This is a genomic window from Allobosea sp., from assembly GCF_036675845.1.
GTDB lineage: Bacteria > Pseudomonadota > Alphaproteobacteria > Rhizobiales > Beijerinckiaceae > Allobosea.
The window spans coordinates 1-20,833 of sequence record NZ_JAKFED010000054.1; the positions used below are offsets into that span (position 1 = coordinate 1).

Here is a 20,833-nt window from a genome sequence, read left to right on the forward strand (position 1 = left end):
GATCAAGGGCCGCGACAAGCCGATGCAGGTTTACGGCTTCGGCGGCACGCCCGAAGTCGTCGTTGAGCCGGCGCTCGCCGAAACCTCGCCGGCGCGCAAGCCCGAGGCCGGCAAGCCCGAGGCCGGCAAGCCCGAGGCTGGCAAACCCGAGGCTGGCAAACCCGAGGCTGGCAAACCCGAGGCTGGCAAACCCGAGGCTGGAAAGAGCAAGAAGGCGGAGAAAGCGGCCGCAACTCCCCCCGGCGAGACGCCGAGATGATGTCCCGTCACGCGCCGAAGGCGAGGAAACGGCGGCGATCGTAGCCCGCCAGCGCCAGCGCGGCGTCATTGAGCCTGAGCTCGAGGTCGATCGCCGGCCTGTCCTGCCTCGCTGCCGGGAGGGTGCCGATCTGGCCCGAGGCGCGTCCGAGGTCGAGCGCATGCTCGATCACCAGCACATCGGCGGCGCGCGCCAGCGCCAGGAGCTCGGCCGGAACGGCGGCGCTGCGCCCGAACGGCTTGAGCGAGAGGCCGAGCAGAACCAGCGCGTAGGCTTCGGGCGGCGGCGTCAGCGCGACCTGCTGCAACTTCGCCGCAAGATGGCGAACCCGGCACGGCGCCCCGTTCAGGCTCTCGGCGGCGAAGGCCGGAATCTTCGGGTCGATCACCGTCACGGAGGTTGGCGAATGCGTCAGGAAGCCGGTGATCGGCAGCCCGGCGCCGCCGATCTCGATGATGTGCGGGCAGCGCCGCACGAGATGGGCGGCGAGCACCTGGCGCAGCGCCGCCGCCGGGCCGGCGAGATGCGGCAGCAGCGTCCCGGCTCCCGGCGTCTCGCTCGGCTGCGCGGCGCTGGCCTTTGCCTGCGGCTGTGAATATGGTCCCGCGACTTTTTCCCGCTCCGGCATCGTCACCTTCGTTCCTCCCGGCATGACCAACGCCCTGCCTCCCGACGCTCTGTACGACATCCTGCGGGGAGCCGCTGCCCTGAGCGGCGATCCGATCGTCGCCGATCTCGCCCGCCTGGTCGGCAAGGGGGCGCCGGCCGACCTCTCGATCGCCTTCAACCACAAGCAGATCGCCTCGAAGCGCTGGCTCGTCGACGCCCTGGCGCAGGTGCTGCCGCGGCCGGAAGGGGCGGTCTTCGTGCTCGGCGCCTGGCATGGCGTGCTCGGCGCGATGCTGCTCGCCGACGGCCGGCTGGCGATCCCGGAGATCGTCAGCGTCGATGTCGACCCCGCCTGCGCCGCGGTGGCGGAGACGCTGAACCACCGCCATGTCGCCGCCGGCCGCTTCCGCACGCTGACCGCCGACATGCGCGGGCTCGATCTTTCCGGCGCGCGCGAGCCGCGGCCGGGCCTGGTGATCAACACCAGCTGCGAGCATCTCGAGGATGTGCCGGGCTGGCTCGCCGGCCTGCCGCCGGGCCTGCCGCTGGTGCTGCAGTCGAACGATTATGTCCGCGAGCCGGACCATCGCAGCTGCGTGCCCTCGCTCGCGGCCTTCGCGGCGCAGGCCGGCCTGTCCGAGACCTGGTTTTCCGGGGCGCTGCCGACGAAGAACTACACCCGCTTCATGCTGATCGGGCAGCGATGAACCGAGACGAGCCAGCCGGGCCGCCGGTCGCGATCGCGATGAAGGGCTATCCGCGCCTGTCGGAGACCTTCATCGCGCAGGAACTGCTCGGCCTGCAGCAACTGGGCCTGCCCTTCGCGATCTGGTCGCTGCGGCATCCGACCGACGCGGCGCGCCATCTGATGCACAGCGAGATCACGGCGCCGCTGCACTATCTGCCCGAATACCTGCATGACGAGCCGCTGCGCGTGCTGCGCGGCCTCGGCCGGGCGCTGCTGCGGCCCTCGATCCTGCGGCTGCTCGCCGCCTTCCTGCGCGACCTCGGCCGCGACCGCACGCGCAACCGCCTGCGCCGGCTCGGCCAGGCCTGCGTGATGGCGCGCGAGCTGCCGCCGGGCACGCGGCATCTGCATGTCCATTACCTGCATACCCCGGCGTCGGTGATCCGCTACGCCGCGCTGAGCCGCGGGCTCACCTGGTCATTCTCGGCCCATGCCAAGGACATCTGGACGACGCCCGACTGGGAGAAGCGCGAGAAGATCGCCGATGCCCGATGGGGTGTGACCTGCACCCGCGACGGCCATGCCGAGCTGGCGCGGCTGGCCGACCGGCCGGACAAGGTCGCATTGGTCTATCACGGCCTCGACCTTGACCGTTTTCCGCCGCCGCCGGCCCGGCCGCCGCGCGATGGCGCCGACGCAGCCGATCCGGTGCGCTTCGTCACGATCGGAAGGGCGGTCGAGAAGAAGGGCTTCGACGACCTGCTGAGCGCGCTTGCCGCCCTGCCGGCCGATCTTGCCTGGCGGCTCGTCCATATCGGCGGCGGCGAGAAGCTCGCGGCGTTGAAGGCCCGGGCGGAGGCGCTCGGTCTCGCCGGCCGCATCGACTGGCGCGGGCCGCTCGCCCAGGACGGGGTGATCGCGGCGCTGCGCGAGGCCGATCTGTTCGTGCTGCCCTCGAAGCAGGCCGGCGACGGCGACCGCGACGGCCTGCCCAATGTGGTGATGGAGGCGGCGAGCCAGGGGCTGGCGATCGTCGCGACCGATTTCGCCGGCATCCCGGAATTCGTGCGCCATGACACCGACGGGCTTCTCGTCGTGCCGGGCGATGTCGCGGCGCTGGCCGGCGCGCTCGCTGCCCTTGCCCGCGCGCCGGAGCGCCGGGCCGGTTTCGGCGGGGCAGCTTATGCCCGCCTCACCGGGCATTTCTCGGCGCAGGCCGGGCTGGCGCGGATCCACGCGGCGCTGACCGGCCGGATCGGCGGGCCGGCGCCGTGAGCCGGCGCGTCCTGATCGGCGTGACGCATCTGCTCGGCATCGGCCATCTGGTGCGGGCCCGGCATCTGGCGCGGGCGCTGGCGCAAGCCGGATATGAGGTGACGCTCGCCAGCGGCGGCATGCCGGACGGCAAGGCGCAAAGCGGCTATCGCCTGGTGCAGTTGCCGCCGGTCCGGGCCGAGGGCACGGATTTCCGCAACCTGCTCGACGCGGCGGGTGCCGCGGTGACGCCGGAGCGCCTGGCGGCGCGGCGGGAGGGGCTCGCGGCGCTGGCCAGCGAGATCCGGCCCGATATCGTCATCACCGAGCATTTCCCCTTCGGCCGGCGCCAGCTCGCGGCTGAGTTCCTGGCGCTGATCGAGGCGGCGAGGGCGGCCGATCCCAGGGCGCTGGTGCTCGCCTCGATCCGGGACGTGCTGGTGGCGCCGCAGCGGGCGGAGCGGCTGGCGGAGACGGCGCAGCGCGTCGCCGGCCTGTTCGACGGCGTGCTCGTCCATGGCGACCGGAATTTCCTGCCGCTCGAAGCCTCCTGGCCGGTGACGCCGGCGATCGCGACGAAGCTGATCTATACGGGCTATCTGGCGCAACCGTCATCGCGAGCGCAGCGAAGCGATCCAGGCATCAGCGCACCCGATGCCCCTGGATTGCTTCGCTGCGCTCGCAATGGCGGCGAAGGCGAAATCCTGGTCTCCGGCGGCGGCTCGGCCGCCGCCCTGCCGCTGTTCGAGGCCGCGCTCGCCGCCGCCCACCTGCTGCCGCATCGGCGCTTTCACCTGCTCGTCGGCCAAGGCGTCACGGAGGCGCGATTCGAGAGCCTGCGCCGGACGGCGTCCGGCAACGCGCGCGTCGAACGGGCGCGGCCGGATTTTCCGGCGCTGCTGCATGCCTGTGCCCTGAGCATCAGCCAAGCCGGCTACAACACCGTGCTCGATCTGGTGCAGGCGAGGCGGCCGGCGCTGCTCGTCCCCTTCGACGAGGGCAACGAGACCGAGCAGGCGCTGCGCGCCGCGGCGCTGGAACGGGCCGGGCTGGCACGGATCAGCCCGCGCGGCGCGGGGCCGCAGGCCCTGGCGACAATCATCGAGGCCGGGCTGGCACAGGCACAGCCGGCGCCGCTCGCGGTCGATCTCGACGGGGCGGCGGGCGTGGTTTCGGCGGTTGCGCGCCTGCTCACCGGCCGGGCCTGAGCCTGTGCGCGAATGCGCGCCGGCAAAGCGTCGGCATGCCTGCCGCGAATACCTCTTGCGAATTGCCGCTACGGCGCTTTCGCTCTAATGAGATTGGACACGCCTCCCTTTCGGTCGGCTCCAGGACACCGGGTGTTTGCCGGGCCTGTCCTGCGCCCGGAGAAGAATGATGACAGCAGCGACTACCGCCGCCCCCGGCATGCCGGACATGAAACTGTCGGTTCGTCAGGTCTTCGGCATCGACAGCGATCTGGAAGTGCCGGCCTATTCGAAAGCCGAGGCGCATGTCCCCGATTTCGACCAGGATTACCGTTTCGACCGCGACACCACGATCGCGATCCTGGCCGGCTTCGCCCATAACCGCCGCGTCATGATCTCGGGCTATCACGGCACCGGCAAGTCGACCCATATCGAGCAGGTCGCGGCCCGGCTGAACTGGCCCTGCGTGCGCGTCAACCTCGACAGCCATGTCTCGCGGCTCGATCTCGTCGGCAAGGACGCGATCGTGCTGAAGGAAGGCAAGCAGATCACCGAGTTCCAGGACGGCATCCTGCCCTGGGCGCTGCAGAACAACATCGCGCTGGTCTTCGACGAGTACGATGCCGGCCGCCCGGACGTGATGTTCGTGATCCAGCGCGTGCTCGAGCAGTCGGGCAAGCTGACGCTGCTCGACCAGAAGCGCGTCATCCGCCCGCACCCCGCCTTCCGGCTGTTCGCCACCGCCAACACGGTCGGCCTCGGCGACACATCGGGCCTCTATCACGGCACCCAGCAGATCAACCAGGGTCAGATGGACCGCTGGTCGATCGTCACCACGCTGAACTACCTGCCGCATGACAACGAGGTCGCGATCGTCCTCGCCAAGTCGAAGCACTACCAGGCCTCGCCGGAAGGCAAGGACATCGTCAACAAGATGGTGCGCGTCGCCGACCTGACCCGCAACGCCTTCATGAACGGCGATCTTTCGACCGTGATGAGCCCGCGTACGGTGATCACCTGGGCCGAGAACGCGGCGATCTTCGGCGATATCGGTTTTGCCTTCCGCGTCACCTTCCTCAACAAATGCGACGAGATGGAGCGTGCGCTGGTGGCCGAGTTCTTCCAGCGCTCCTTCGGCAAGGACCTGCCGGAGAGCGCGGTCAACGTCGTGCTGAGCTAATGCATGTTCCGCAAAAGTGGGCACCGCTTTTGCGATCAGAACATGCTCAACTAAAGGGAAACCGGCCATGACCCGTTACGAAGGTAGCTGCCATTGCGGACGGGTCGCCTACGAGGTCGAGGCCGACCTTGGCCAGACGATCACCTGCAACTGCTCCTATTGCCAGCGCCGCGGCTCGGTGCTGGCCTTCACCCCGGCGCAGAACTTCACGCTCACCAAGGGCGAGGAGGCGCTGACCGAGTACCGCTTCAACACGCAGAAGATCCAGCATCTGTTCTGCGAGAGCTGCGGCATCGAATCCTTCGCGCGGGGCAGCATGCCGGACGGCACGCCGATGGTCGCGATCAATGCCCGCTGCCTCGCCGGCGTCGAGCCGACCGAGCTGAACTCGACGATGTTCGACGGGCGCTCGCGCTGACGGGACGCGCCGGTGAGCATTGCTTCTGACAGCCAAAAGGCCACGATCCAGCGCGAGGCGGATTTCGCCGCGACGCGCGAGGCCGTCCTGCGCGGCCTCAGCGCGCATAACCAGGCGAAGGTCGGCCCGCGCAACGCGCAGCCACTGGCGCTGAGCCTGCGCAATGAGGCCGGCACGATGGTCGGCGGCCTCGTCGGCGAGCTTAAATGGGAATGGCTCCATGTCGACCTGTTCTGGATCGACGAGGCCCATCGCGGCGGCGGACACGGCGAGGCACTGCTCGCCATGGCCGAGCAGGCGGCGCGCGATTACGGCGCACGCGGCGTCTATCTCGGGACGATGAGCATTCAGGCGCCGGGCTTCTATCCCCGCATGGGCTATCGCGAATGCGGCCGGATGGAGGATTATCCGGTCGCAGGCCAGACCCTCCATCATTTCATGAAGACGCTATGAGCATCTCGAACCGCAAGCCCGGACAACCCAAGGAAGCGCCGGCCGAGCCGCTGAAGCGGGCTGTTTCCAGCGCGATGAAGGCGATCGCGCGCAAGCCGGAGATGGAGATCGTCTTCGCCGCCGACAAACCCTCGCTCGTCGGCGAGCGCGCCCGCCTGCCCGAGCCGCCGCGCAAGCTGACGCCGAACGACGTCGCGATCCTGCGCGGCCATGCCGATTCCATGGCGCTGCGCCTCGCCTGCCACGATGCCACGATCCATCGCCGCGCCGCCCCCGAGGGCGATGCCGCCCGGGCGGTGTTCGATGCCGTCGAGCAGGCCCGCGTCGAATGCGTCGGCTCGCGCCGGATGAGCGGCATGGCCGGCAATATCAGCGCCATGCTCGAGGACCGCTATCACCGCGGCGGACGCTATGAGGAGATCACCGACCGGGCCGACGCGCCGCTCGAGGACGCGCTGGCGCTGATGGTGCGCGAGCGCCTGACCGGCCTGAAGCCGCCCAAGGCGGCGCAGAAGCTGGTCGAGCTCTGGCGCGAGGATGTCGAGAGCAAGGCCGGCGGCGATCTCGACCGGCTCGCCAGGGCGGTCGAGGACCAGCGCGCCTTCGCCCGCACCGTGCGCGACATGCTGGCTTCGCTCGACATGGCCGAGCAGAGCAGTCAGGGCCAGGACGACGACGAGGACGAGGACGACAAGGACCAGTCCTCCGAGGACCAGGAGCAGCAGGAAGGCGAGGCCGAGCAGGAGAGCCAGGGCGAGCGTTCCGAGACCGAGGTCAGCGACGACGCGGCCGAGGAATTGCAGGAGGGCGCCTCCGAGGCGGCAGACGCGCCGGCCGGCGACTGGGACGAGGAGGACGACAGCTCCGAGGCCGAGGAAGCCGGCGAGGCGCCGCGCCCCCGCGACAGCCGCGCCAACGACCGGCCGCAGACCGACTACAAGGCCTATACGCAGAAGTTCGACGAAACGGTCACCGCCGAGGAACTCTGCGACGCCGAGGAGCTGACCCGCCTGCGCGCCTATCTCGACAAGCAGTTGGCGCATCTGCAGGGCGTCGTCGCCCGGCTGGCGAACCGCTTGCAAAGGCGCCTGATGGCGCAGCAGAACCGTTCCTGGCAGTTCGACCTGGAGGAAGGCGCGCTCGACCCCTCGCGCCTGCCGCGGATCATCATCGACCCGTTCCAGCCGCTCTCCTTCCGGCAGGAATCGGACACGAATTTCCGCGACACGGTGGTGACGCTGCTGATCGACAATTCCGGCTCGATGCGCGGCCGGCCGATCACGGTCGCCGCCACCTGCGCCGACATCCTGGCCCGCACGCTGGAGCGCTGCGGCGTCAAGGTCGAGCTGCTCGGCTTCACCACGCGGGCCTGGAAGGGCGGGCTCTCGCGCGAGACCTGGCTGCAATCGGGCAAGCCGGCGAATCCCGGCCGCCTCAACGATTTGCGCCACATCATCTACAAGGCCGCCGATGCGCCCTGGCGCCGGGCGCGGAAGAATCTCGGGCTGATGATGCGCGAAGGGCTGCTCAAGGAGAACATCGACGGCGAGGCGCTGGACTGGGCCCATAAGCGCCTGCTGGCGCGGCCGGAGCAGCGCAAGATCCTGATGGTGATCTCGGACGGCGCGCCGGTCGACGATTCGACGCTCTCGGTCAATGCCGGCAGCTATCTCGAGCGGCATCTGCGCCACATCATCGCCGAGATCGAGACGCGTTCGCCGGTCGAGCTGATCGCGATCGGCATCGGCCACGACGTCACCCGCTATTACCGCCGCGCCGTCACCATCGTCGATGCCGAGGAACTCGGCGGGGTGATGACCGAGAAGCTGGCGGAACTGTTTGAAGAGGATCCCGGCGCCGCTACAGGCGCGCGCGTCTCACGCCGCCTGCAATGATGCAGACCCGCCGCGGCCTGCTCGCCGGCCTCGGTGCGGCGGCCCTGACCCCGCCTGCTCGCGCCCAGGCGATCGAGCCCGGACGTGTCCCGCTCAGCGTCGCGGCCCGGCCGTTCCTGGCCTTCGAGCCCGGCAATCCGACGAAGGCGCGCTTCGGCCAGCTCGTCTTTCGCGGCGGGCTTGCGCTTTCAGGCAGCCATCCGCGCTTCGGCGGCTTCTCCGGCCTCTGGCGCTCGGCCGATGGCGGGCAACTGGCGGCGGTGAGCGACAAGGGCTTCTGGCTGACCGCGACGGTCGCCAGGCGCGATGGTCGCCTGGCCGGGCTGGAGCAGGCCGAACTGGTGCCGGTGCTCGGTGCCTCGGGGCGGCCGCTGTACCGCTCGCGCTATTACGACACCGAAGCGCTCGCGATCCATGACGGCATCGCCTATCTCAGCGTCGAGCGCACGCATGACATCCTGCGCTTCGACTGGGCGAGATATGGCGTCGAGGCGCGGGCGCGGCCGATTCCGATGCCACCGGGAGGCAAGCGCCTGCCGAATAATCGCGGGGTGGAGGCGCTCGGCGTCGTTCCGGCCGGCCAGCCGCTGGCCGGCGCCCTGGTCGCGATCGCGGAGCGCTCGGGCGGCGAGGACGAGCCGACGATCGGCTTCATCATCGGCGGGCGCCAGCCCGGCAGCTTCCATGTCGTCCGCCGCGACGGCTTCGACCTCACCGATCTCGCCTTCCTGCCCGGTGGCGACCTTTTGCTGCTGGAACGCTGGTATCGGCCGCTGCGCGGCGTCGGCATGCGCATCCGCCGGATTCCCGGCGCCCTGCTGCGGCCGGGCGCGCGCCTCGACGGGCCGGTCCTGCTCGCGGCGGATCTCGGCCAGGAAATCGACAATATGGAGGGGATGGCCGTCCATCAGGAGAGCGGGCGAACCATCCTCACCCTGATCTCGGACGACAACTTCTCGTTCCTGCAGCGCACGCTGCTGCTGGAATTCGAGCTGGTGCAGTAGCCGTCCTCGTCATGCTCGGGCTTGACCCGAGCATCTCAGGCAGGACGAGGCTCCCATCAGCGCCTTCTCGTCAGGAGATTCTCGGGTCTGCGCGGAGTTTATCCTTGGGCCGACCGAAGGTCCGGACCCGAGGGCTTCGCCCGAGAATGACGAGCACAGCTCAAACGAAAAAAGCGGCCTTGCGGCCGCTTCATTCAATCCGGAAGGAAAGCCCGCTCAGTTGGCGGCGAGCTTCTTCTCGATGTCGCGCTTCAGCGTCAGCGCGCCGGTCGAAAGGTCGCCGGCCGGGGCCTTGACCAGGAAGGCGTCGAGCCCGCCGCGATGATCGACCGTGCGCAGCGCATTGGCCGAGACGCGCAGGCGGAACGAGCGACCGAGCGCATCGGACTGCAGCGTGACGTTGACGAGGTTCGGCCGGAAGACCGTCTTGGTCTTGCGATTCGAGTGGCTGACGAGGTGGCCGGTAAGGGTGGCTTTCCCGGTCAGTTCGCAACGGCGGGCCATGATATCGTTCCCAAGGTTTCCAGGGCGCCAACGCAAAACGCCGACACGCGACGTGCCGGCAGGCGAGCACCGGAAGTCAAATTGAAGTGGCGGGTCTATAGCCAAGCCCCGGCGCCGCGTCAAGGCGCAGTGCGGAGTTGGGGGCTGGAAACATCTCGGTAACCTCCTCTCGTCAGACTCCGTTAATCAGGTCACGATTCGGACCGATTCGCAGTGCATGCGAGCAGTCGAACGGTCGCGCCGCCCGGAGCATCGAGATGAAGCCCGCCCTCACGCCGTCCCTGTCCGGCCTTTGCCTGGCGGCTGTTCTGCTTGCGGGCGCGATTCCGGTTACGGGCGCGATTCCCGCCGGCGCCGCCTCGGTCGAGGCATCCTACGACGTCTCCCTGCTCGGCATGCGCTTCGGCAAGGCCAGCCTGAGCGGCGACATCGAGGGCAACCGCTACAAGCTCGACGTCACGGCCAAGCTCACCGGCCTGGTCGGCGGCTTCACCGGCGGGCGCGGCTCGGGTGCCGCCACCGGCAACCTCAACGCCGGCAGGCTCTCGCCTGCGACCTTCGCCATCTCCTCGGCGAGCACGAGCGAAAGCCGCACCGTGCGCATGGCGCTCGATCGCAACGCCGTCCAGGCGGTCGAGATCGAGCCGCCGATCGATTCCAAGCCGGACCGGGTGCCGATCAGCGAGGCCCATCGCCGCAATGTCATGGACCCGCTCAGCGCCTTCCTGATGCCGGTCGAGGGCGGCAGGAATTCGGGCGCGGCCGCCTGCAACCGCACCCTGCCGATCTTCGACGGCGCGGCGCGCTACGACATCAAGCTGAGCTATGCCGGCACCCGCGAGGTCAAGCTCGACGGCTATAGCGGCCCGGTCTCGATCTGCCAGGCGCGCTATGTGCCGATCGCCGGCCACCGGGCCTTGCGGCCGAGCACCAAGTTCATGGCCGAGAACAAGGAGATCAGCACCTGGCTCGCCCCGATCGCCGGGACGGGCATGATGCTGCCGGTGCGGATTTCGGTGAAGACGATGATCGGCACCGCCGTGATCGAGGCTTCGCGCTTCAAGGTCGATCCGGGCGTTACCGCGGCGACCTCGCGCAACTGAGCTTCCGCAGGAAGGCCGGCCGTCGAGCCGGCAATACTGACCTAACGTCAATGTATGGCGAGGGCGCGGCCGCGGGCATTGCCGCCGCGGCCCGCCGGACGCTAGCCTCGCTCGGCGATTCGACCCTGGAGCTTGCATGCTTGGCGATTTTGCCCTGCCGCCCGGATTGCGGCGCCGCGACGTGGTGGTGCGCGACACCGTGCTGCATGTCGCCGAGGTCGGCGACGGGCCGGCGGTCCTGCTGCTGCATGGCTGGCCGGAATTCTGGATGACCTGGCTGCCGCTGATGAACCGCCTGCATGGCGAGTTCCGGCTGATCGCGCCGGATCTGCGCGGCTTCGGCGACAGCGCCAAGGCGCCTGCCCCGCGCAGCGATGTCGGCGCCAACAGCCATGCCGACGATGTCGCGGCGCTGCTGGAGGCGCTCGATCTCGGCGCCGTCGGCGTCGTCGGCCACGATGTCGGCGCCTATGTCGCGCAGGGGCTGGCGCGGCGCCATCCGCAGCGGGTCGAGCGGCTGCTGTTCTTCAACTGCCCGACACCGAGCGTCGGCTCGGCCTGGGTCCGCGACGGCCATGTCAACGAGATCTGGTACCAGTCCTACCACCAGCTGGCGCTGGCCGAGCAGATGGTGGGGCTGGGCCGCGAAGCCTGTGCACTGTATTTCGGGCACTTCCTGACGCATTGGTGCCATCGCAAGGACGCCTTCGCCCCGGCCTTCGAGCTCTGGATCGACAATTTCCTCAAGCCCGGCAATCTGCGCGGCGGCTTCGACTGGTATCGCAGCCAGAATGCCGCCCGTCTCGCCGCGATCGACGGCCATCCGGCGCCTTCGGTCAACATCCACCAGCCGACCCGGGTGCATTGGGGCCGGCACGATCCCGTCCTGAAGTCGGAATGGGCCGCCTTCATCCCGGAGCATTTCGACGATGCGGTGGTGAGCTTCTGCGAAAGCGCCGGCCATTTCGTCCATGTCGAGGCGCCGGACGAGGCTGCCGAGGTTTTTGCCGACTTCTTTGCGCCGCATTGAACCGGCAGCAGGCAGGGGCGTCGCGGGCGCCCCTCGCAGACCGGCCCGCGGGCTCCTATCTCACAGGCGCGGCGCTCACGGCGCGCCGCCGAGCCGGAGGGCGGCCAGCATGCTTGGGCGATTCCAGATATGGTGGTCGGGGCCGCCGGCGGGACGAAATCTCGTAGAGAACGAATCCCGATTCTGCCGGAGTCAGCGATTCGGGCCTGCTTCGTTCCGGACTCGTTCTGTTCCCTAAACGGCTTGCCCGCAGGCGCCATGAAGCGGTAGGGCTGGGGCGGCTCCCCGGCCGCTTCGAAGCGCCATGCCGGTCGCCTCAGCCGCAGGAAGTTCCAGCGTTTTGACGTTGCCTCGCTCTCTTCCGCCTTCGCTCCGCGCGCGCGGCGTCACGGCGGTGCTCGGGCCCACCAATACGGGCAAGACCCATCTCGCCATCGAGCGCATGGTCGCGCATCCGACGGGCATGATCGGCCTGCCGCTGCGCCTGCTGGCGCGCGAGGTCTACAGCCGCGTCGTCGACCGGGTCGGGCCGGAGGCGGTCGCCCTCGTCACCGGCGAGGAGAAGATCAAGCCGCAGCGGCCGCGCTTCTGGGTCTGCACGGTCGAGGCGATGCCGCGTGACGTCGCCGTCGATTTCGTCGCGATCGACGAGATCCAGCTCGCCGCCGACCTCGACCGCGGCCATGTCTTCGCCGACCGCCTGCTCAACCATCGCGGCCGGGCCGAGACGATGCTGATCGGCGCCGGCACGATGCGGCCGCTGGTCGAGCAGCTGGCGCCGGGCGCCAATGTGGTGACGCGGCCGCGCCTGTCGAATCTGAGCTTCTCCGGCGACCGCAAGATCACCCGCCTGCCGCGCCGCTCGGCCATCGTCGCCTTCTCGGCCGAGGAGGTCTACGCCATCGCCGAGCTGATCCGCCGGCAGAAGGGCGGGGCGGCCGTGGTGCTGGGCGCGCTCTCGCCGCGGACGCGCAACGCGCAGGTCGAGATCTACCAGTCCGGCGATGTCGATTATCTCGTCGCCACCGACGCCATCGGCATGGGGCTCAATCTCGATGTCGACCACATCGCCTTCGCCGGCGACAGCAAGTTCGACGGCCATCACTTCCGCAAGCTCAACCCGGCCGAGTTCGGCCAGATCGCCGGGCGGGCCGGGCGGCATCTGCGCGACGGCACTTTCGGCACCACCGGGCGGGCGCCGCCCTTCGACGCCGAACTCGTCGAGGCGATCGAGAATCACCGCTTCGAGTCGGTCAGGCAGCTGCAATGGCGCAATTCCGATCTCGATTTGCGCTCGGTCGAGGGGCTGCTCGACAGCCTCAATGTCCAGCCGCAGGAGCAGGGCCTGACCCGGGCGCTGATCGCCGAGGACATGACGACGCTGGAAATCCTGGCGCGCGACGCCGACATCGCCAGATTGGCGAAGGGCAAGCCGGCGGTCGAACGGCTCTGGGAGGTCTGCGGCCTGCCGGATTACCGCAAGATCGCGCCGATGCAGCATGCCGATCTGGCGACGATGCTGTATCTGCGGCTGATGCGATACGGCCGGCTCGATCCGGACTGGTATCGGGCCCAGCTCGACGCGCTCGACCGCACCGATGGCGAGATCGATACGCTCTCGGCGCGCATCTCGCAGGTGCGGACCTGGACCTTCGTCGCCAACCGTCCTGACTGGTTGCCCGATCCAGAGCATTGGCAGGGGGTGGCGCGTCTTGTAGAGGACAAGCTGTCGGACGCTTTGCACGAGAGGCTTGCCAGCCGTTTCGTCGATCGGCGCACGAGCGTGTTGATGCGTCGCCTGCGGGAGAATGCGATGTTGGAAGCTGAGGTCACCGCGGCGGGCGACGTGCTCGTCGAGGGCCAGCATGTCGGGTTGCTGCAAGGCTTCCGCTTCACGGCGGACCCGAAGGCAGGCGGTCCGGAAGCCAAGGCGCTGAACGCCGCCGCGATGAAGGCGCTTGCCAGCGAGATGGAGGCGCGCGCCTCGCGCGTCGTGCTCGCGGGCGACGAGGCGTTCGTGCTGTCGCATGACGGCTTCATCCGCTGGATCGGCGAGCCGGTGGCCCGCCTGGTCGCCGGCGAGAAGGCCCTGGAGCCGCGCCTGCGCCTGCTGGTCGAGGAACACCTCACCGGCCAGGCGCGCGAGCAGGTCGAAGGGCGGCTGACGCTCTGGCTGAAGAATCACATCACCAGGCTGCTCGGACCGCTGCAGGTGCTCGAGGAGGCGACGAGCCTGACCGGCATCGCCCGCGGCATCGCCTATCAGGCGGGCGAGGCGCTGGGCGTGCTCGAGCGCGCCAAGGTCGGCGAGGAGATGAAGACGCTGGATCAGGAGGGCCGCGCCGGCCTGCGCCAGCTCGGCATCCGCTTCGGTGCCTTCCACCTTTATGTGCCGGCCTTGCTGAAGCCGGCACCGCGGGCGCTCGCCGCCCAGCTCTGGGCGCTGAAGCATGGTGGGCCGGAACTGACCGGGCTCGACGACATCGCGCATCTGGCCTCGTCCGGCCGGACCTCGTTCCCCGCCAACAAGGATATCCCCAAGGGCCTCTATCGCGCCGCCGGCTATCGCGTCTGCGGCGAGCGGGCGGTGCGCGTCGACATTCTCGAGCGCCTGGCCGACCTGATTCGCCCGGCCATCGCCTATCGCCCCGGCGTCACGCTCGGCCAGCCTCCGGTGGGCGCTGCCGATCAGGACGGCTTCGTCGCGACCGGCGCCATGACCTCGCTCGTCGGCTGTGCCGGCGAGGATTTCGCCTCGATCCTGCGCTCGCTCGGCTATGTCTCGCTGAAGCGTCCGGGGCCGGCGATCACCGTGCCGCTCGCGGCCGCCCCGGAGCCCGTCGTCGCTGAGCCCGTCGTGGTGGCGCCGTCGGCAGAGGAGCCGGCGGCAGAGGAGTCGGCGAACGTGCCGGCCGAGGGCGAGGTTGCGGCGGAGAATACCGCGGCTGAAGATGTCGCGGCCGAGAATATCGCAGCGCTGAATGCCGAGCCTGGGGCCGGCGAATCGGCCGCTGAGCTCGAGACGGCCAGCACCGAGGCGCCGGATGTGCCGATCCTGACCGAGGTCGAGCTGGCCGCCGCGCCGGAGATCGAGCCCGAGGCGGTCGTCGAACCGGCCGCGGAGGCCGAGCAGCCGGTCACGGCCGAGCCGGTTCCGGCCGACGCCATGTCGATGCTCGCCCATCCTGCCGCCGAGCCGGTGGCCGAGGCGGCCGCTGCGGAGCCTTCCGAGGCTGCCGCTGAGGCGGCGACGCCGGCGGAGCCGGAACTGATCGAGATCTGGCGCCCGCATCGCCATCAGGGCGGCCGGCGGCCGGAGCAGGGGGCGAGCGGGCGTCGCCATGACCGCCGGCCCGGTGCCCAAGGCGAGGCTGCGCCGGCCGGAGAGGCCGGAAGCGGTCCGCGTCCGGAGGGCGGCCAGCGGCCGAACCGCAATCGCTGGCGCGAGGGTGGCTGGAACGGGCCGCGCCCGGCGGCGGGCGGGCAGGCTCCCGCTGCGGAAGCTGCCGGGGCTGCGCCGGAGCGGCAGGGGCGTGGCGGCCGGCCGGAAGGCGGCAACCGGCCCGAGCGCGGGCCGCGGCCGGAGTTCAGGCGCAATGACGGCCGGCGCGACGAGGGCAGAGCCGGCGGTGGTCCGCGCCGTGAGGAGCGCGGCGGCAAGGAGCGCTTCCAGGCGCCGGCCAAGCCCCGCCCCGCCGAGCGCCAGCCGGATCCGGATTCGCCCTTCGCCAAGCTGCTCGCCCTGAAGGCGCAGCTCGAAGGCCGCGACGAGCGCAAGAGCTGAGAGGGCAAGGCACGAGGTCCGATTGCGCGAAGACCGGCAGCGTCTCGACAAATGGCTCTGGTTCGCGCGCTTCGCACGCAACCGTCCAGCCGCCGTGCGGCTGGTGGAGGACGGGCATGTGCGGGTCGCAGGCAAGCGTGTCGTGAACCCGGCGCTCGGGCTCCAGCTCGACGATGTCCTGACGCTGGCTCTGCCGCATGCGACCTTGGTCGTGAGGCTGCGGGCGCTCGGCGAACGCCGGGGTTCCTACGAGCAGGCGCAGACGCTCTATGAGATCCTCGGCGGCGACGAGCGCGGCGATGCGTCGCTTGCACCCGGCGAGCCGAAGGGATAGATCGCGAAGATTGCGCGGCCGGCGTTGGCGCGGCCTGCGAAGATTGTTCCGAAACGCCCGTTTCGGCAGAATTTCTATCTCGTTTTCGGCCGAACTCAGGCCTTGAAACACTCTCTCGCCCGGCTCTAAGGATGCGCCGGTCGATCGGAAGGACAGCGCCATGACCTATGTGGTCACCGAGAACTGCATCAAGTGCAAGTACATGGATTGCGTCGAAGTCTGTCCGGTAGACTGTTTCTACGAAGGCGAGAACATGCTCGTCATCCATCCCGACGAGTGCATCGACTGCGGCGTCTGCGAGCCGGAATGCCCGGCCGAGGCGATCAAGCCCGACACCGAGCCGGGCCTCGACAGCTGGCTGCAGCTCAACTCGAAATATGCCTCGAGCTGGCCCAATATCACGCAGAAGAAGGACGCGCCGGTCGACGCCAAGGAGTTCGACGGCGTGCCCGGCAAACTCGACGAGCATTTCTCGCCCAACCCCGGCGAGGGCGACTGATCCTGCCCCAGCGGCAGGCCGCCGGTGCGATCGATCGAGGCCGGCCTGCAAGGCCCGCAAACCGGCGCGAAAAGCGTTTACCTTTGATTCGGCGGGTTTTTTGTGGTATCCATTTGCCACAGTCGAGTTCGTTCCGCCTGCCCCTGCGAGAATTCATAAACGGGGCACCCCCTTAGACGCAGCCAGCAGAGCTACCGGCCACCAAGTCCGGAGCGATGCCGCCTTCGTGTCTGGCGGTCAGCAAGAAACGAGCGGCTGAGGGAGCGTGTCGCGCCGGGAAACGACTTTCGAAGTCGCAATCCGCCGCGTCGGCAGAGTGTCGCTGGTTATCCCGACCAGCGACTGAAAGTCGCGTCTCCGCATATTGCGGACCGATGAGGAGTTGAAACGGCATGACCACTGCGAAGAAAGCTGTTGTGCGCCTGGGTTTCAAGACTGGCGAGTTCGTCGTCTATCCGTCCCATGGCGTCGGTCAGATCACGGCGATCGAGGAGCAGGAGGTTGCTGGCTTCAAACTCGAGCTTTTCGTCGTCAGCTTCGCGAAGGACAAGATGACGCTGCGCGTTCCCACCGCCAAGGCGGCGAGCGTCGGCCTGCGCAAGCTCGCCGATGGCGAGATCGTCGGCAAGGCGCTGGCGACGCTGACCGGCCGCGCCCGGGTCAAGCGCACCATGTGGTCGCGCCGCGCCCAGGAATACGAAGCCAAGATCAATTCGGGCGACCTCGTCGCCATCGCCGAGGTGGTGCGTGACCTCTATCGCTCCGAGGCGCAGCCCGAGCAGTCCTATTCCGAGCGCCAGCTCTACGAGGCGGCGATCGACCGGATGACGCGCGAGATCGCGGCCGTCGACGAGATCACCGAGACCGAGGCGCTGAAGAAGATCGAGACCCAGCTCGCCAAGTCGCCGCGCCGTTCGGGCAAGGCCGAGGCGGAGGCCGAAGCTGAAGGCGAGGCCGAAAGCGAGAACGACGACCTGCAGGAAGAGGCGGCCTGAGGCGGCCCCCGCAGACGCGAATCGGACAAAGCCCGGCGGAGCGATCCGCCGGGCTTTTTCGTTGCAGCGATCGTGCCGGTCGTCCCGGGCGAAGCGCAGCGTAGACCCGGGAACCATGGCTGAGCCGTTCCGGTATGGATCCCGGATCGACGCCGCTGACGCGGCTTGTCCGGGATGCCCACGATTTTGTTCGAAGGGGCGGGGCCCGTCAGGCTGCGCCGGTCTCGGCCGCCAGGAAGGCGACCGTGCGCTCCCAGGCGAGCCTGGCGGCCGCGGCATTGTAGCGCTCGGTGCTGGTGTCGTTGTGGAAGGCGTGGTCGACATCCGGATAGACGATGGCCTGGTAGCGGATGCCGGCGGCCTTCAGCGCGGCCTCATAGGCCGGCAGCCCTTCGACCAGACGCGTGTCGCGCGCGGCGTGCTGGATCAGCAACCGCGCCTTGATCTGCGGCACGCGCGAAAGCTCCGGCGAGCGACCGTAGAAGACCACGCCGGCGGTGAGTTCCGGCGCCGCGACGGCAAGGTCGTTGACCGCCCCGCCGCCCCAGCAGAAGCCGACGGCTCCGACCTTGCCGGTGGCGTCCGGGCGGGCTGCGAGCAGGGCCAGCGCCGCGCGCGCCTGCGCCACGACGTCCTGGGGCTTGAGCTGCGGGAAGAGGGCGCGGGCGGCGTCCGGATCGACCGGGGTGCCGCCGAGCGGGTTGAGGAAGTCGAGGCCGAGCGCCGTGAACCCGGCCAGGGCCATGCGACGGGTGACGTCCTCGATATGCGGATTGAGCCCGCGATTCTCGTGGATGATCAGCACGCCGCCGCGTTTGGCAGTCGTCTTCGGCGTGACCAGGTAGCCCTTCAGCGCGATGCCGTCGACGGTCTCCGCGATGCGCCTCGCCTCGAGCCGGGCGTCGTCGGGCGCCACCTGCTGGGCCTGGGCGTAATTCGGCTCGAGCAGCATGAGCGCGGCCTCCGCCGCGGCGACCGAGCCGGCGAGCGCGACCAGCCGGTTCATGAAGCTGCGCCGGTCGAGCGGCTTATGGGTGTACTCGTCGTAGAGTTCGACGATGCGGCGGTCGAGCGCCATGGTCGCCTCCCTGATCGGACGGCTTTCCGCCGTCGCTTTGCGGAATCCGCCATTCCTGCCGAAGCGCGGGAATCGACCGCGTCAACGGGGCGATGGCGGCATTTCGCCGGCAGGCTAGCATGAAGCGGGGCGGCCGGTCAGAGGCGCCGGCGGCTCGCCGCAGGCCTATTCGGTCACGATCTTGTAACGCTGGCCGGGGTTCAGCCTGGCGCTGCGCTCGAGGCCGTTCAGGATCAGGAACTGTTCGAGCGGCCGGTCATGCGTCGCCATCCGCCCGGCAAGGGCGGTCGGGGTGTCACCCTCGGCCGCATTGACGAGCCGGATCTGCATCGGCTTGACCGACTGCGCCTCGGCCGGCGTCAGGCTGCGGAAGCTCTCCAGCACGGCCCGCATGTCGCGCTCGGGATCGTTCTCGCCCTTGGCGGCCAGGATGAAGCGGTAGACGCGCTGGCCGGCCTGGATCGCCGCCAGCCTGAAGCGCCAGTCGGTGCCCTTGCCGGTGGTGACCGCGGCCGGCAGGCCGCCGACCGTCAGCGACTGCACGTCGCCGGTGGCGACGCCGTCGATCCAGCCGGAGGCGACATAGGTTTCGAGCGTCTGGCCCGGCTTGAGCGCGACCGAATCGAAGCGCAGCGCCTGGGCCCCGTCGCCGCTGACGCCGACCACCATCTCGCGCGCCGCCTCAAGCTCGAAACCCTCGGGCGCGGTGAAGGCGAGGCGCAGCGCGCTGTTGAGATAGCGCCGGCCGCGCACGACGCCGTCGGCGGGGTCGTCGCCGAAGGCGATGCCGTCGATCGCGGTGAGCCAGCGCGCCGCCTCGCGCTCGCCGATGCCGGGCGCGCCGATCTGGCGGGCGCCCGAGGTGACGGCGGCGACGCGCTCGGGCGTCGAGGGGTGGCTGGAGAGGATGTCGAGCTTCTTGTCGCCGCCGCCCTGGCGGCCGGCGCGGAAGGCGGTGTTGCGGCCGAGCGAGCCGAGGAAGCGGCCGGCGCCATAAGGGTCGTAGCCGGCCTTGGCGATGTTGCGCACGCTGATCTGGTCGGCGAGCAGTTCCTGCTGCCGCGAGAACTTCGCCAGCGAGAGCTTCGAGCTGGCCTGGACCGCGGCCCCGGTGGCCGGGTCCTTCAGCACCTGTGCCACGACCTGGCTGACGACCGCCGATTCGAGCTCCATCTCCGCCCGCTCGGTGGCGTGGCGCGCGGTGACATGGGCGATCTCATGCGCCATCACCGAGGCGATCTCGGAGGTGTCGTTGGCGAGGGCGAGCAGGCCGCGGGTGACGTAGAGGCGCCCGGTGGGCAGCGCGAAGGCGTTGACGATCGGCGAGTTCAGGATGGTGATCTCGTAATTGCCGATCTGGCCGTCGCTGGCCTTGGCGAGGCGGGCGACGATCTCGTCGAGCACGGCGCGGGCATTGCCGGCGCGATATTCGCCGCCGAAGGCCTGGAGCAGGCGCAGATGCTCGCGATCGGTGCCGCGCTGCAGGCTGGCGACGCGCGGCGCCGGCTCGCCGCCGGGCTGGTCGAACGGCGGCAGCAGGGAATTCTGGTCGCCGAAGCAAGCCGCCAGCAGCAAAGCCGGCAGCGCCATGGCGACCAGGCGCCCCCGGGCTGGCTGTCGATATCGCTGCACTGCCTGCATCAACCTAGTCGATCATCTCCAGGGCGGCGCGCGACTCGATCGCGATCAGGAGGCCATCGCGCCCTTCGATCACGCCGCGCACCCGCACGCGTTTACCGGTCAGCGTGGACGCGGTCCAGCCGGCGCGCTGCAGTTCCCGCCAGAGCGCGCGTGACAACACGATGCTGCCGCCCGCGCCGCGGCGCCGCGTGAAGTTGAGATAGGTTCGCTGCGCGCGTTCTCCAACCGCGGCGATGCGCCCCTCGACCAGCGCGATCCTGCCCGCCTGCGCTCGCATCGCGGCGGGATCGTGGCCGTCGATCACGGGCAGGCCGGTTGGGGCGAGGTTTGTCGCAGGCGTGGCGGAAACGGCACGGTCGGAGGCTGTCCTGGCGATATGCCCGGCTTCGGCTGCCCGCCAGAGCTCGTTGCAGCCGCCGAGGCCGGCTTCGGGCAGGCGCAGCACCGCCCCGGTCGCGAGCAGGAGGGCGGTGAGGTCGCGGCCGGCCGCCGCTCCCGGAGACTCGGCCGGGACCAGCAGCCGCGCCGGGACCCGGCCCCAGCGATCGGCGTTGCCGAGCGCGGCGAGGCGGAAACTGCGGCCGAGCCAGGGCCGGACTGCGGTTGCAAGCTGCCCGCGCTCCGCCTCGCTCTGGCGCGGTGCCAGGCCGGCAAGGCGGATGACGCTGCCGTCCTCGAGCAGGAGGTCGCCATGGCGGTCGAGCCCCGCCAGCCGCACGTCCCGGATTTCCTGCGGAACCTCGCAGCTCTCGCTGCCGGACTGGGCCGCACCGGGCCGCGGCACGCCAGAAACCACGGCGAGCGCCAGAAACGCGATAAAGGAAGGCTTCACCCGCATGCGCTTTATGCTAAACGCAATCGCGTGCGTCCCGGTAGCTCAGCAGGATAGAGCAACGGTTTCCTAAACCGTAGGTCAGG

At 69.6% G+C, this 20,833-nt stretch carries 19 protein-coding genes and 1 pseudogene; 15 read left to right on the forward strand and 5 right to left on the reverse strand.

From position 1 onward, the window contains the following. A pseudogene (locus tag V6M56_RS05965) lies at window positions 1–259 on the forward strand (hypothetical protein); the annotation flags it as partial. Window positions 260–266: 7 nt separating this feature from the next. Here the strand turns inward: V6M56_RS05965 and V6M56_RS05970 are convergent. Then, window positions 267–911 carry a hypothetical protein gene (locus tag V6M56_RS05970; protein WP_332682084.1) on the reverse strand — a complete coding sequence of 215 codons (645 nt, stop codon included), beginning with the start codon at window positions 909–911 and terminating at the stop codon, window positions 267–269. On the opposite strand from V6M56_RS05970, the gene V6M56_RS05975 reads away from it, so the two are divergent. The 8 genes from V6M56_RS05975 to V6M56_RS06010 all read left to right on the forward strand — a co-directional run bounded on the left by V6M56_RS05975 (window position 910) and on the right by V6M56_RS06010 (window position 8,947). Beyond that, window positions 910–1,575, forward strand: a complete 666-nt coding sequence (locus V6M56_RS05975; RefSeq protein ID WP_332682086.1) for a class I SAM-dependent methyltransferase — start codon at window positions 910–912, stop codon at window positions 1,573–1,575. The genes V6M56_RS05970 and V6M56_RS05975 overlap by 2 nt on opposite strands. Then, window positions 1,572–2,831 carry a glycosyltransferase family 4 protein gene (locus V6M56_RS05980; protein ID WP_332682088.1) on the forward strand — a complete coding sequence of 420 codons (1,260 nt, stop codon included), beginning with the start codon at window positions 1,572–1,574 and terminating at the stop codon, window positions 2,829–2,831. Before V6M56_RS05975 ends, V6M56_RS05980 begins: the two co-directional genes overlap by 4 nt. Beyond that, window positions 2,828–4,018 (forward strand): glycosyltransferase family protein, encoded by a 1,191-nt coding sequence (locus tag V6M56_RS05985; RefSeq protein WP_332682090.1) that lies wholly within the window; start codon window positions 2,828–2,830, stop codon window positions 4,016–4,018. The genes V6M56_RS05980 and V6M56_RS05985 overlap by 4 nt, the downstream gene beginning before the upstream one ends. A gap of 166 nt (window positions 4,019–4,184) precedes the next feature. Continuing rightward, entirely contained in the window at window positions 4,185–5,177 is a 993-nt protein-coding gene (gene cobS / locus V6M56_RS05990) for a cobaltochelatase subunit CobS (RefSeq protein ID WP_332682092.1), read from the forward strand. 67 nt (window positions 5,178–5,244) lie between these two features. Further along, entirely contained in the window at window positions 5,245–5,595 is a 351-nt protein-coding gene (locus tag V6M56_RS05995; RefSeq protein ID WP_332682094.1) for a GFA family protein, read from the forward strand. 12 nt (window positions 5,596–5,607) lie between these two features. Then, window positions 5,608–6,048: a GNAT family N-acetyltransferase gene (locus V6M56_RS06000; RefSeq protein WP_332682095.1), complete on the forward strand. Its 441-nt coding sequence runs from the start codon at window positions 5,608–5,610 to the stop codon at window positions 6,046–6,048. Further along, window positions 6,045–7,943, forward strand: a complete 1,899-nt coding sequence (cobT, locus tag V6M56_RS06005; protein WP_332682097.1) for a cobaltochelatase subunit CobT — start codon at window positions 6,045–6,047, stop codon at window positions 7,941–7,943. The genes V6M56_RS06000 and cobT overlap by 4 nt, the downstream gene beginning before the upstream one ends. Next, the gene (locus tag V6M56_RS06010; protein ID WP_332682098.1) at window positions 7,940–8,947 is read left to right on the forward strand and encodes an esterase-like activity of phytase family protein; all 1,008 of its coding nucleotides are present in this window, start codon (window positions 7,940–7,942) and stop codon (window positions 8,945–8,947) included. Before cobT ends, V6M56_RS06010 begins: the two co-directional genes overlap by 4 nt. Before the next feature lie 216 nt (window positions 8,948–9,163). Here V6M56_RS06010 and rpmB read toward each other — a convergent pair whose 3' ends face one another. After that, the gene (gene rpmB / locus V6M56_RS06015; protein WP_332682100.1) at window positions 9,164–9,451 is read right to left on the reverse strand and encodes a 50S ribosomal protein L28; all 288 of its coding nucleotides are present in this window, start codon (window positions 9,449–9,451) and stop codon (window positions 9,164–9,166) included. Between the two features lie 257 nt (window positions 9,452–9,708). On the opposite strand from rpmB, the gene V6M56_RS06020 reads away from it, so the two are divergent. From V6M56_RS06020 to V6M56_RS06045, 6 genes are all read left to right on the forward strand, one after another. Next, window positions 9,709–10,554 carry a DUF3108 domain-containing protein gene (locus V6M56_RS06020; RefSeq protein ID WP_332682101.1) on the forward strand — a complete coding sequence of 282 codons (846 nt, stop codon included), beginning with the start codon at window positions 9,709–9,711 and terminating at the stop codon, window positions 10,552–10,554. 136 nt (window positions 10,555–10,690) lie between these two features. Continuing rightward, complete coding sequence (locus V6M56_RS06025; RefSeq protein ID WP_332682103.1) at window positions 10,691–11,584, forward strand: alpha/beta fold hydrolase; 894 nt, start codon at window positions 10,691–10,693, stop codon at window positions 11,582–11,584. A 340-nt stretch (window positions 11,585–11,924) separates the two neighbouring features. Continuing rightward, entirely contained in the window at window positions 11,925–15,368 is a 3,444-nt protein-coding gene (locus V6M56_RS06030) for a helicase-related protein (protein ID WP_442881090.1), read from the forward strand. Window positions 15,369–15,390: 22 nt separating this feature from the next. Continuing rightward, window positions 15,391–15,702, forward strand: coding sequence for an RNA-binding S4 domain-containing protein (locus V6M56_RS06035; protein WP_332682107.1), 312 nt, complete (start codon window positions 15,391–15,393; stop codon window positions 15,700–15,702). Between the two features lie 160 nt (window positions 15,703–15,862). Further along, on the forward strand, window positions 15,863–16,201 hold the full coding sequence (gene fdxA, locus V6M56_RS06040; protein ID WP_332682109.1) for a ferredoxin FdxA: 339 nt from the start codon (window positions 15,863–15,865) through the stop codon (window positions 16,199–16,201). A 392-nt stretch (window positions 16,202–16,593) separates the two neighbouring features. Further along, window positions 16,594–17,196: a CarD family transcriptional regulator gene (locus V6M56_RS06045; protein WP_332682111.1), complete on the forward strand. Its 603-nt coding sequence runs from the start codon at window positions 16,594–16,596 to the stop codon at window positions 17,194–17,196. Window positions 17,197–17,404: 208 nt separating this feature from the next. Here V6M56_RS06045 and V6M56_RS06050 read toward each other — a convergent pair whose 3' ends face one another. The 3 genes from V6M56_RS06050 to V6M56_RS06060 all read right to left on the reverse strand — a co-directional run bounded on the left by V6M56_RS06050 (window position 17,405) and on the right by V6M56_RS06060 (window position 20,747). Beyond that, a complete protein-coding gene (locus tag V6M56_RS06050; RefSeq protein ID WP_332682112.1) occupies window positions 17,405–18,274 on the reverse strand; it encodes a dienelactone hydrolase family protein in 870 nt (289 codons plus the stop codon). Between the two features lie 165 nt (window positions 18,275–18,439). Further along, entirely contained in the window at window positions 18,440–19,864 is a 1,425-nt protein-coding gene (locus V6M56_RS06055; protein WP_332682114.1) for a M48 family metalloprotease, read from the reverse strand. A gap of 55 nt (window positions 19,865–19,919) precedes the next feature. Next, window positions 19,920–20,747, reverse strand: a complete 828-nt coding sequence (locus V6M56_RS06060) for a hypothetical protein (RefSeq protein WP_332682116.1) — start codon at window positions 20,745–20,747, stop codon at window positions 19,920–19,922. Window positions 20,748–20,833: the final 86 nt, after the last annotated feature.